The organism is Streptomyces sp. NBC_01224 (assembly GCF_036002945.1).
GTDB lineage: Bacteria > Actinomycetota > Actinomycetes > Streptomycetales > Streptomycetaceae > Streptomyces.
The window spans coordinates 6,113,242-6,125,205 of the sequence record NZ_CP108529.1 but is presented as its reverse complement, the minus strand read 5'-3'; the positions used below and the strand labels follow the sequence as shown (position 1 = coordinate 6,125,205).

General features: G+C 69.7%; 7 protein-coding genes. 1 reads left to right on the top strand and 6 read right to left on the bottom strand.

Features of this window, described 5'->3' with window-relative positions; translation table 11 throughout:
• The first annotated feature begins 88 nt into the window (after window positions 1–88).
• The gene (gene wecB / locus OG609_RS27510) at window positions 89–1,177 is read left to right on the top strand and encodes a non-hydrolyzing UDP-N-acetylglucosamine 2-epimerase (RefSeq protein ID WP_327275276.1); all 1,089 of its coding nucleotides are present in this window, start codon (window positions 89–91) and stop codon (window positions 1,175–1,177) included.
• Between the two features lie 74 nt (window positions 1,178–1,251).
• On the opposite strand, the gene galU is transcribed toward wecB, so the two are convergent.
• From galU to OG609_RS27480, 6 genes are all read right to left on the bottom strand, one after another.
• On the bottom strand, window positions 1,252–2,145 hold the full coding sequence (gene galU, locus OG609_RS27505) for a UTP--glucose-1-phosphate uridylyltransferase GalU (protein ID WP_327275275.1): 894 nt from the start codon (window positions 2,143–2,145) through the stop codon (window positions 1,252–1,254).
• An 87-nt stretch (window positions 2,146–2,232) separates the two neighbouring features.
• The gene (locus OG609_RS27500) at window positions 2,233–3,516 is read right to left on the bottom strand and encodes a nucleotide sugar dehydrogenase (RefSeq protein WP_327275274.1); all 1,284 of its coding nucleotides are present in this window, start codon (window positions 3,514–3,516) and stop codon (window positions 2,233–2,235) included.
• A gap of 2 nt (window positions 3,517–3,518) precedes the next feature.
• The gene (locus tag OG609_RS27495) at window positions 3,519–5,165 is read right to left on the bottom strand and encodes a glycosyltransferase (RefSeq protein ID WP_327275273.1); all 1,647 of its coding nucleotides are present in this window, start codon (window positions 5,163–5,165) and stop codon (window positions 3,519–3,521) included.
• Window positions 5,166–5,231: 66 nt separating this feature from the next.
• Window positions 5,232–6,251: a Gfo/Idh/MocA family protein gene (locus OG609_RS27490; protein WP_327275272.1), complete on the bottom strand. Its 1,020-nt coding sequence runs from the start codon at window positions 6,249–6,251 to the stop codon at window positions 5,232–5,234.
• The gene (locus tag OG609_RS27485) at window positions 6,248–7,366 is read right to left on the bottom strand and encodes a DegT/DnrJ/EryC1/StrS family aminotransferase (protein ID WP_327275271.1); all 1,119 of its coding nucleotides are present in this window, start codon (window positions 7,364–7,366) and stop codon (window positions 6,248–6,250) included. Before OG609_RS27485 ends, OG609_RS27490 begins: the two co-directional genes overlap by 4 nt.
• A gap of 392 nt (window positions 7,367–7,758) precedes the next feature.
• A complete protein-coding gene (locus OG609_RS27480) occupies window positions 7,759–11,898 on the bottom strand; it encodes an Rne/Rng family ribonuclease (protein WP_327275270.1) in 4,140 nt (1,379 codons plus the stop codon).
• Window positions 11,899–11,964 lie beyond the last annotated feature (66 nt).

Below are 11,964 nucleotides of genomic sequence, written 5' to 3'. Positions count from 1 at the left end.
ACGTCACCGGGCTGGAGCGGGACGTGGCACGTCTTGTTTGCCTCACGCGTAGCCTGCCGCTACCACCTCTGCAAGGAGCACATCCACCATGAAGGTCCTCAGCGTCGTGGGCGCGCGCCCCCAATTGGTCAAGCTCGCGCCGATCGCGGCCGCGTTCGCCGCGACCGATCACCAGCACGTGATCGTGCACACCGGCCAGCACTACGACGCGGACCTGTCCGATGTCTTCTTCTCCGGCCTGGGCATCCCGGATCCGGACGTCCACCTGGGTATCGGTTCGGGCAGCCACGGCATCCAGACCGGCGGCGTGCTCGCTGCCATAGACCCCGTGCTGGCCGCTGAACGCCCCGACTGGGTACTCGTGTACGGAGACACCAACTCCACCCTGGCCGGTGCGCTCTCCGGAGTGAAGATGCACCTGCCCGTCGCACACCTGGAAGCCGGTCTTCGCTCCTTCAACCGCAGGATGCCGGAGGAGCACAACCGCATCCTCACGGACCACGCCGCCGACCTCCTTCTCGCTCCGACGGAAGAGGCCATGCGGCACCTGTCCGACGAGGGGCTGGCAGAACGCTCGGTGCTGGCCGGCGACGTCATGGTGGATGTCTGTCTCCGGATCCGGGACAAAATCACCTCGGGTGTGCAATCGGCGCCCGCCCTGCCGGACGGCATCGACCCCCGCGCCCCTTATCTGCTGGCCACCCTGCACCGACCGGACAACACCGACTCCCCGGAGCGGCTGGACGCCCTGCTCGGCGCCCTCGCGGCCCTTCCCCTGCCGGTTGCCCTGCTGGCACACCCCCGGCTCACGGCACGTGCCGAACAGCATGGAATCGACTTGAACCGCGGTTCCCTGCATGCCGGGAGGCCGCTGCCCTACGCGGGCCTGATCGCCGCGGTACTCGGATCCTCCGGCGTGGTCACGGACTCCGGAGGCCTGCAGAAGGAGGCGTTCCTTCTGGACCGGGTCTGCACGACCATCCGACCTGAGACCGAGTGGGTGGAGACTCTGGAGGGCGGCTGGAACCAACTGGTGCCGAACCCGCACGAGTTGTCCCCGGCCGAGTGGGCCGGGATCGCCACACGCCCTTCGCCGACAACGCCGCGTGGCATCCCTTACGGTGACGGCAAGGCCGCCCAGCGCGTCGTCGAGCTGCTGGAACAGCACAAGCGCTGACCTGACCGGGGTGGTGCGCGTCGCCCGTCCCTGGGCAACGCGCACCACCCCGGTGGCCTGAAGACCGGTTCCGTTTAGTCTTCGGGCATTTCCTTGGTCACATAACGCCGGAGCCAGGACCGAAAGTCCGGTCCCAGGTCTTCACGTTCACAGGCGAGCCCGACGATGGCACGCAGGTATTCGCCCCGGTCACCGGTGTCGTAGCGCCGCCCACGGAAGACGACACCGTGTACGGGTCCGGCAATCTTCTCGTCACCGGCAAGCACCTGGAGCGCGTCGGTCAGCTGAATCTCGCCGGCCCGGCCCGGCTCCGTTCCCCTCAGAACCGGAAAGATCGCCGGGGCCAGCACATACCGGCCGATGACCGCGAGGTTGCTCGGCGCGTCAGCGGGCGCGGGCTTCTCGACAAGCCGGGTGATTCTGACGACGTCTTCCTCTTGTGTGGCTTCGACGGCCGCGCAGCCGTACAAGTGGGTCTTGTCGGGCTCCACCTCCATCAGCGCCACAACGCTGCCGCCCTCGCGCGTCTGAATGTCGATCATGCGGGAAAGCAGCGGATCGCGGGGATCTATGAGGTCGTCGCCGAGAAGCACCGCGAACGGCTCGTCGCCGACGTGCGGAGCGGCACACAGCACCGCGTGTCCGAGCCCCTTCGGCGCACCTTGGCGTACGTAGTGCATGGTGGCCAGGTCGCTCGACTCCTGAACCTTGAGCAACCGGTCTGCGTCCCCCTTCCGAAGGAGGGCGGACTCCAGCTCGTGGTTTCGATCGAAGTGGTCCTCCAGAGGGCGCTTGTTACGGCCCGTGATCATCAGCACGTCGGAAAGACCCGCTGCCGCGGCCTCTTCCACCACATACTGAATCGCCGGCTTGTCCACGACCGGGAGCATTTCCTTCGGAGTGGCCTTCGTGGCCGGCAAAAAGCGGGTTCCCAGACCCGCCGCGGGGATAACAGCCTTTTTGATCATCTGACGTCCGAGTCTCGTTCCTGGCACAACACGAGACCCCGAGGGCAAGCCGTCGGGGTCTCGTACGGTTTTCAAAGCGCGGGCTGGTCAGCCGCCGATGACGACGCGGCGGACGCCCTCCCAGCGGGCCGGGTCCGTCGTGCGGCGGCCGTCGACCAGGACGCGGACGTCCGGGAGATCCGCGGCGGCCAGCTCGCGGTATTCGGCGTGGTCGGCCTGGAGGATCGCGGCGGTGACGGTCTGGCCCTCGTGCGGGACGAGACCGTGCGCGGTCAGCTCCTCGGACGTGTACATCGGGTCCGAGACGAACGGCACCGCACCACGCGCCTTGAGCGCCTCGACGGTCGGGAAGACGCCGGAGAAGGCCGTCTCCTTCACGCCGCCGCGGTAGGCCGCGCCCAGCACCAGCACACCGACCCCGTCCAGGTCGCCGTAGGCGGCGGCGAGCAGGTCGACCGCGTACTCGGGCATGGCCGCGTTGGCCTCGCGTGCCGAACGCACCACGGTCGCCGAGGGGTCGTTCCAGAGGTACATCCGCGGGTAGATCGGGATGCAGTGGCCGCCGACGGCGATGCCCGGCTGGTGGATGTGGCTGTACGGCTGGGAGTTGCACGCCTCGATGACCTTGAGGACATCGATGTTCTGCTGGTCGGCGAAGCGGGCGAACTGGTTCGCCAGACCGATGTTGACGTCCCGGTAGGTCGTCTCGGCGAGCTTGGCCAGCTCGGACGCCTCCGAAGTACCCAGGTCCCAGACGCCGTTGGGGCGCGGCAGATCCGTACGCTCGTCGAAGTCCAGGACCGACTCGTAGAACGTCACACCGTGCGCCGCCGAGGCCTCGTCGATGCCGCCGACCAGCTTCGGGTAGCGGCGCAGGTCCGCGAAGACCCGGCCGGTGAGCACCCGCTCCGGCGAGAACACCAGGTGGAAGTCCTCGCCTGCCTTGAGGCCGGAGCCCTCTTCGAGCATCGGCGCCCAGCGGGTACGGGTGGTCCCGACCGGCAGCGTGGTTTCGTAGCTGACGAGGGTGCCCGGCTTGAGACCGGCGGCGATAGCCTCGGTCGCGGAGTCCATCCAGCCGAAGTCCGGCGTGCCCTCGGCGTCCACGAAGAGGGGAACGACGACTACGACGGCCTCGGACTGCGCGACGGCGGCCGTGGTGTCGGTGGTCGCGGTCAGCAGGCCCGCCTCGACGGTCTCCTTGAGCTTGATGTCGAGGTCGTGCTCACCGGGGAACGGCTCGACACCGGCGTTGACCAGCTCGACGACCTTCTCGTTGACGTCGGCGCCGATCACCCGGTGGCCCTTGGCCGCGAACTGCACGGCGAGCGGCAGACCGATCTTGCCCAGGGCGACTACACAGATGTTCATGGTTACTTCCTCTTGGAACGCTTGGCGCGGGTCAACAGGGATCGCAGCCGCGAGCCCAGCGGTTTCTTGGGCGGATGGAGCGGACCGGTTCTGACGACCATTCGCCCCTTCGGATTCACCCGGGCCGAGACGCGGTATGGGGTGTCGGCGGCCCAGAGCCGAGCAAGCGGCATGGGGTGGCTCTTGCCGCGTACCGGAATCTCGTAGGTCCGGCCTCCCACATCGACCGAGACCCGAAGCTCCAGCTCGGCCTGCTGCCTCCGGAGCGGGATCCGGGCGGTGATCAGGGTGGCTTCGCCGTCCGGCGTGGCGGTACGACCGAAATCGCCCATGGGGGAGGGCAGTTGCTCGTCCTTGCCGAGGCGGCGGGCGTTCGCGGCGTCCGTGGACTTGGGCAACCGGTCCGAAGTCAGCCGGACTCGCAGCGACTCCGTGTCGCCCAGCACTGGGACCCGGACAGCCACGTCGAATGCGAACCCGTCGCCGTCCTGGCACCAGTCGGCGGACTGGAGTTCGGTACCGGAGCCGAGCCGCCCCACTATCGTGCCTCTCAGCTCGAAGCTGCTGTCGGGCAGGGAGTAAAGGCTGTCGCGGAAGCCCGGGTAGCGGGCATACGCGTGGTCGTCTTCCAGCACGGTCGGCGGCATCGCGCCCGAGATATCCATGCGGACCAGCTCGGTCAGCTCGTCTACCCGGCCCGCGAACACCCAGCGGAAGCGAAGCCGCTCGGGGGCGGTGAGCCGGTGTTCCATGGAGTCGAAGGAGGTTCCGTAGTAGTCCTTCATGACCTGCCCGGTGGCGCGCACGCATTCAGCGCGTCTCTCCGGCGTCATGGCCAGGAAGTTGGCACCGAAGATCCAGGCGAGGTCGACCTTGAGCAGCCGTATCGCGAAAGCGTCGTAGAGATCGCCGGGGCCCGCCAGTTCGAGGAGCTTGTCGAGCGCGTACGCGCAGACCTTCAGGCGGTTCTCGAAGCGTGCCCGGTAGGTGATATTGCTGTCGTCGTCCCGCCTGACCGCGTAGTAGCAGTCGTAGTCGGCGACCACCGAGACGGTCTTGGCCCGAACATAAATTTCCAGTGTGAACGGCATGTCGCAGCTGACCGGCAAGTCCTCCGCGTACCGGATGCCGTGCTCCTCGATGAGGGCACGCTTGTACATCTTGGTGTTGGAGATCGCGTAGAGCGCCCCAGAACCGATCAGCGGTACGTTCGCCTCGGTGGAGCGGAAGATGGCCCGGGGAACCGACCGGTCGCCGACGGCCACCATCTTGCCGAGCACGACGTCCGAGTCGTTCGCATCGGCCATGGCGACCATGCGCTCCAGCGCCTCAGGGCCGAGGTAGTCGTCGGAGCCCACGAAGAAGACGTAGCGGCCGGTCGCGTTGGCGAGCGCAACGTTGTTCGGCCGGGCCGGCCCCCCGGAATTCTCCTGGTGGATCACCTTGAAGGTGCCGGGGAACCGCTCGGCAAATCGATCGAGTTCCTTCCCGCTGCCATCGGTGGACCCGTCGTCCACGGCAATGACCTCGATCCGATCGAGTCCAATGCTCTGTCCGACGAGAGACTCCAGACACTCGGTCAGGGCAGGCATCGTGTTGTAGACCGCCACGACGACCGTGACGTGCGGAACATCGGCTCTGCCGGTCACACGGTCACCTCGGTGGCTCTCTCGACAGATGTGCGCGTGCTTCCGGGAAACAGCCTCGCGCTGTTCTCAGGTTCCATGTGCGGCCGGCTCCCCCGCGGAGGTTGTGACGGTGCGCCCTGTCTTCGCCGACTCCAGAACCGCTGCGGCCACCTCCACGGTGCGGAGCCCTTCCCGCAGCGTGCAGATGTCCTTCGATGTGCCGCGCACGGCGTCCCGGAAGAGCTCGTGCTCGACCAGCAACGGCTCGCGCTTCGGGATCGCGTACCGGATCATGTCGCCCTCGGAGACACCTCGGAAGGCCTGGAGCGCCTCCCACTCGGTGGTCACCGCGGCGTTCGAGTGGAAGGTGAGGTCGGCGGTGAGGGTATCGGCAATGAAGGTGCCACGCTCACCGGTGACGGAGGTGAAACGCTCCTTGAGCGGGCTCAGCCAGTTGACCAGGTGGTTGACCATGGTGCCGTCGGAGAGCTGACCCACGGCGGAGACCATGTCCTCGTGCGGGCGGCCGGACTTCGACACGGTGTGGGCCGCGATCGAGGTGTAGGTCTGCCCCGTCACCCAGCCCGTCAGGTCGATGTCATGCGTCGCGAGGTCCTTGACCACGCCGACATCGGCGATGCGGTGCGGGAACGGGCCCTGTCGGCGGGTGACGACCTGGAAGACCTCGCCCAGCTCCCCCGCCTCCAGGCGGGCGCGCAGCGACCGCAGCGCCGGGTTGCAGCGCTCGATGTGGCCGACGCCCGCCACCAGGCCGCGCGACTCGAAGGCGTCGACCAGTCGCCGGGCACCTTCCACGGTGTCTGCGACGGGCTTTTCGACCAGCGCGCAGACACCGGCGGCGGCAAGCTGAAGGCCGACGTCCTCGTGCAGCGCGGTGGGGCAGGCCACGACCGCGTAGTCGACACCGAGGTCGATCAATTCGTCGACCGTGGACAGCACGGGGGCGCCCTGCGCCCAGCCGTTCTTGTCCCCCATCGGGTCGACGACGCCGACCAGTTGTACGCCTTCCAGGCCGGCCAGCACACGGGCGTGGTGGCGCCCCATCGAGCCGAGGCCTATCAGTCCGGCTCTCAGTCCTGCGGTCACTGCATGTCTCCCAACGAGTTCACGGCGCCGACGGTGCGGTCCAGGTCCTCCGGCGACAGCGAAGGATGCACGGGCAGCGAGACGACCTCGGCGGCGGCACGCTCGGTCTCCGGCAGATCCCAGATCCGGCCCGCCTTCTGGTCGGGCTCCCAGTACGGCTTCAGCCGGTGGATCGGAGTCGGGTAGTACACGGCGTTGCCGATGCCCGCCTCGCTCAGCCTGGCCATGGCGGCGTCACGGTCACCCTGCACCCGAATGGTGTACTGGTGGTAAACGTGGCGTGCACCGTCGGCGACGGGCGGGACGGTGACGTTGGGCGCGGTGATGTGCCGGTCGAGATACGCGGCGTTGGCGCGGCGCTGCTCGGTCCAGCCGAGCACCTTCCCGAGCTGTACGCGCCCGACGGCGGCGGACACGTCCGTCATGCGCATGTTGGCGCCGACGATCTCATTGGCGTACCGCTGCTCCATGCCCTGGTTGCGCAGCAGCCTGAGGGTGCGCGCAACCTCGGCGTCGGCGGTGGTGACCATGCCCCCTTCGAGGGAGTGCATGTTCTTGGTGGGGTAGAAGCTGAAGGTGCCGCCGGAACCGAAGGCGCCGACCGGCGTGCCGTCCAGTGCGGCGGTGTGCGCCTGGCAGGCGTCCTCGACGACCGCGAGGCCGTGCTTCCGCGCGATCGGCATCAGCGCGTCCATCGCGGCCGGGTGGCCGTACAGATGGACGGGCATGATCGCGGCCGTGCGGGGCGTGATGGCGGCCTCGACCGCGGCCGGGTCCAGACCGAAGCTGCCCGGCTCGATGTCCGCGAAGACCACGTCGGCGCCGGCCAGGCGGACCGCGTTGGCGGAGGCCGCGAAGGAGAACGACGGGACTATGACCTCGTCGCCGGGGCCTATCCCCAGGGCGAGCAGCAGGAGATGGAGGGCCGAGGTGCCCGAGTTGACCGCGACGCAGTGACGTCCGTCGACCAGCTCCGAGAAGCCCTCCTCGAAGGCCGCGACCTCCGGGCCCTGCACGACACGACCGCTGCGCAGTACGCGCACCACGGCCTCGATCTCTTCCTCACCGATCACCGGCCGGGCAGCAGGGATCGCTTCCCTGTTGTCGCTCGACATGGACATCCTCCTTGAACACCGCAAGAGCTGTGAGCGGCGATGGCTCCAAGGGCATGCGAATGTCGGATGAGGCTCCGCCGCCCCGGCGCATGGCCGATTCCGTACCGATATATTGCGCACAAATCGCCCTTTTGCCCCGGGGGCGGTGCACCCAGGACATAAAGACTGCTTTGTCCTACCTGAAGCGGGCCGACGCGCCGGTCAGCATTCTCGGGAATGACACATCCGACGGCGGCCGCGTCACATTATCAGGGTTTTCACAGGGGGTTTCGTAGAGGTTGCGCCCAAAGCGATGCGGCCCACATGCTCCACGTCTGCCTACCGCATGCAAAGGAGGTGCGGGCCCCCTGAAGGGAACCCGCACCTCCTTTGCACTGCCGTCCGACCGCCGGTCAGCTCTCGGTGTCCGCCGAGACGGAAGGCTTCGGCGACTGCTCCGCGGCGACCGTCTTCTTCGCCGCCGCCTTCTTCGCCGTCGTCTTCTTCGCGGCGGTCTTCTTGGCAGCCGTCTTCTTGGTGGCTGCCTTCTTGGCGGTGGCCTTCTTCGCGGTCTTGCGCGCCGTCTTCTTCGCCGGGGCCTCCGCTTCCGCGGTTTCGGCGGTCTCGGCGTCGGGCTTCGGCTCGATGGAACCGGTCACCACGACGACCTCTGCCGCGTCCGCACCTGCGGGCGAGCCCGCGGGGGCGGTGACCTTGCGGGTCACCCGACGGCGGGCACGCGGCGGAGCGGCCTCAGGGGCCACCTCTTCGGGTGCGGCCTCGGGCTGCGGGGCCTCGGCGACAACCGGGACCTCGACGACCGGGGCCGCCACCGATACCAGTTCCTCGACCTGCTCGGCCGGGGCCGGCGAGCCCGCCGGGGCGGTCGCCTTCCGGGTCGCCCGACGGCGCGTACGGCCCTGAGGGGCCTCGGCGACCACCGGGGTCTCGGCGACCGGCTCGGGCTCCACGACCACGATCGGCTCCGGCTCCGCGACCACGACCGGCTCCGGCTCGACCACCGGAGCGGGTGCTGCTGCGGCCTTCGGGGCGCCGGCCGCAGCCGTTGCCTTACGGGTCGCGCGGCGCCGGCCGCGGCCTCGCGAGGCGGCTGCCTCGGCCTCGGCCGGGCTGCTGTACAGCTCCTCGTCCGGGACGAACTCCGGCTCGGGCAGCGCCACCGGGGCGGCCACCTCGGCAGCCACCTCGGCCTCGGTCTCGACCTCGGTCTCGATCTCCGCCGCGTGCTCGTGGTCCACGCCGCCCCGGCCGCGCTTCTTGGAACGCTTGCCGTTGCCGCCACCACCGACCGAGGTCGGCTGTTCCATGTGCACGATCACGCCGCGCCCGTTGCAGTGGACACAGGTCTCGGAGAAGGACTCCAGCAGGCCCTGGCCCACCCGCTTACGGGTCATCTGGACCAGGCCCAACGAGGTGACCTCGGCGACCTGGTGCTTCGTACGGTCGCGTCCCAGGCACTCCAGCAGGCGCCGCAGCACCAGATCCCGGTTGGACTCCAGCACCATGTCGATGAAGTCGACGACGACGATGCCACCGAGGTCGCGCAGCCGCAGCTGGCGCACGATCTCCTCGGCCGCCTCCAGGTTGTTCTTGGTGACGGTCTCTTCGAGGTTGCCGCCCTGACCGGTGAACTTGCCGGTGTTGACGTCGACGACGACCATGGCCTCGGTCTTGTCGATCACCAGCGAGCCGCCGCTCGGCAGATAGACCTTCCGGTCCAGCGCCTTCATGAGCTGCTCGTCGATCCGGTACGTCGCGAAGATGTCGACCTCGGAGGTCCACCGCGACAGGCGGTCCGTCAGGTCCGGCGCCACCTGCGAGACGTAACCGTGGATGGTCCCCCACGCGTCGTCGCCGCTGACGATGACCTTGGAGAAGTCCTCGTTGAAGATGTCGCGGACGACCCGGACGGTCATGTCCGGCTCGCCGTAGAGCAACGTCGGCGCGTTGGAGCTGCCGCTGCTCTTCGACTTCTTCTGGATGTCCTCCCACTGCTGCTGCAGCCGTTCGACATCGCGTCGGAGCTCGTCCTCGCTCGCGCCCTCTGCCGCGGTACGGACGATGACGCCCGCGTCCTCGGGAACGATCTTCTTGAGGATGGTCTTCAGCCGGGTCCGCTCGGTGTCGGGCAGCTTGCGGCTGATGCCGGTCATCGAGCCCTCGGGCACATAGACCAGGTAGCGGCCGGGCAGCGAGACCTGGCTGGTCAGGCGGGCACCCTTGTGGCCGATCGGGTCCTTGGTCACCTGAACGAGGACGGACTGACCGGACTTGAGCGCGGTCTCGATACGGCGCGGCCCGTGGGCCATGCCGAGCGCCTCGAAGTTCACCTCACCGGCGTACAGGACGGCGTTGCGGCCCTTGCCGATGTCGACGAAGGCGGCCTCCATGGACGGCAGTACGTTCTGCACCTTGCCCAGGTAGACGTTGCCGACGTAGCTGCTGGCCTGCTCCTTGTTGACGTAGTGCTCGACGAGCACATTGTCCTCGAGAACGCCGATCTGGGTGCGCTCGCCGTTCTGGCGGACGACCATCACGCGCTCGACTGCCTCGCGGCGCGCCAGGAACTCGGCCTCGGTGATGATCGGGACGCGACGGCGACCCTGCTCACGGCCTTCGCGGCGGCGCTGCTTCTTAGCCTCCATACGGGTCGAGCCCTTGATGGACTGGACCTCGTCGAAGCCGGTGCCGGGCTCCCGCTCTTCCTTCTTGCGGGGCTCGCGGACCTTGACGACCGTACGCTCCGGGTCGTCCATTCCGTTGTCGGCCTCGGACGGGATGTCACCGCTGCGACGGCGACGACGACGGCGGCGACGGCTGCTGCTGGATCCGGCGGCGGACGCCTCGTGGTCCTCGTCCTCCTCGGCCTCTTCGGACTCCTGAGCGCGCTCCTGGTCCTCCTCGGCGTGCTCGGCGGCGGCCTCTTCGCCGAGCTGCTCCGCGGCCTCGTCACCTTCGATGGCCTCGCCACGACGGCGGCGACGCCCTCCGCGACGGCGACGGCGCGAAGGCCGGTCCCCGTACTCGTCCGTCTCCTCGCCCTCGTGCTCGGCCTCGCCCTCGCCTTCCGCCTCGGGCTCCTCCTCGGCGTGCTCCTCCACCTCGACAGCGGCGGCCGGCTCGGGCTCGGCGGCCTCACCGCGACGGCGGCGACGGCGGCGCGAACCGGCCTGCGGCGCGGCCTCGGCGGCCGGGGCCTCGGTGGTAGCGGTCGGCTCCTCGACCGTCTCGGTCTCTTCCTCGACCTCTTCGTGACGCGAAGCGGCAGCGGCGGCTGCCGCGGTCTCCGGGGTCTGGAACATCGGCTCGGCGAAGACCGGCGCCTGGAACACGGCCACGGCGGGGCGCGTCGCGCGACGGCTCTTGCGTACGGGCTCCTCGACCTTGCCGGTGAACTCGGGCCGGCCCGCGGCGGCGGTGGCCCGGCGACGCTGGCGGCCGCGCGGTGCGGCGTCCTCGACCTCGACGGGCTCGGCGGCCGGCTCCTCGACAGCAGCCTCGGGCAGACTCTCGCCGGCCACGGCCGGGGCCTCGGTGACCTGCGGGGCGCCCGCCGGAGCGGTCGCCTTGCGCACGGCACGGCGGCGTCCGCGCGGGGCCTCGACGGCCTCGGTGACGGCTTCTTCTGCTACTGCTTCTGCGGGTGCGCCGGCCTCGGCCGGGGCCTCGGTGGGCTGCGGTGCACCGGCCGGAGCCGATGCCCTGCGCCGGGTGCGGCCGCGCGGCGCGGCGGCCTCGGGCTCGGCGGCCACGGCGGTCACGGGCTCGGCACTCGCCACGGGCGTTGCTTCCTCGACGATCTCGACGGCCTCGGCGGCCTGCGGGGCGCCCGCCGGAGCGGTCGCCTTGCGGACGGCACGACGACGGGTACGCGCAGGCGGCGCCTCCACGACCTCGGCCTCAGGCTCGGCCACGGGCTCGGCAGCGGTCTCGGTGGCCTCTGCGGTCTGCGGTGCACCCGCCGGGGCGGTCGCCTTGCGGACGGCACGACGACGGGTACGCGCAGGCGGCGCCTCCACGGCCTCGGCCACGGGCTCGGTGGCCTCGGCGCTCGCGACGGGCTCCACGACCTCGGCGGCCTCGACGGCCTCAGCGGCCTGCGGGGCGCCCGCCGGAGCGGTCGCCTTACGGACGGCACGACGACGCGTACGCGCAGGCGGCGCCTCCACGGCCTCGGCCACGGCCTCGGTGGCCTCGGCGCTCGCGACGGGCTCCACGACCTCGACGGCCTCGACGGCCTCAGCGGCCTGCGGCGCACCCGCCGGAGCGGTCGCCTTACGGACGGCACGACGACGCGTACGCGCAGGCGGCACGGCTTCTGTCGCCGGAGCGCTCTCGGCGTCGGTGGTGGTGTCGGACACTCCGGCGTCATCGGCCGGTATGGCCGGAGCGGCGGCATCCTGTGCGTCCGCCACCGGCGGGCCGGCCGGGCGGGACGCGGCGCGGCGCCTGCGGCGCGGGGGCAGCTTGTCTCCGGGTGCGTTGTTCTCTTCGGCGTTCCCGGTCGTGCCGGGTTCGTTGGACTGGGGCATGCGGGCGGTTCTCCCGTCAGGCTCCCGGGCGCCGCGTCTGATTCCGGTCCGGCGCGGCCCGCGTGA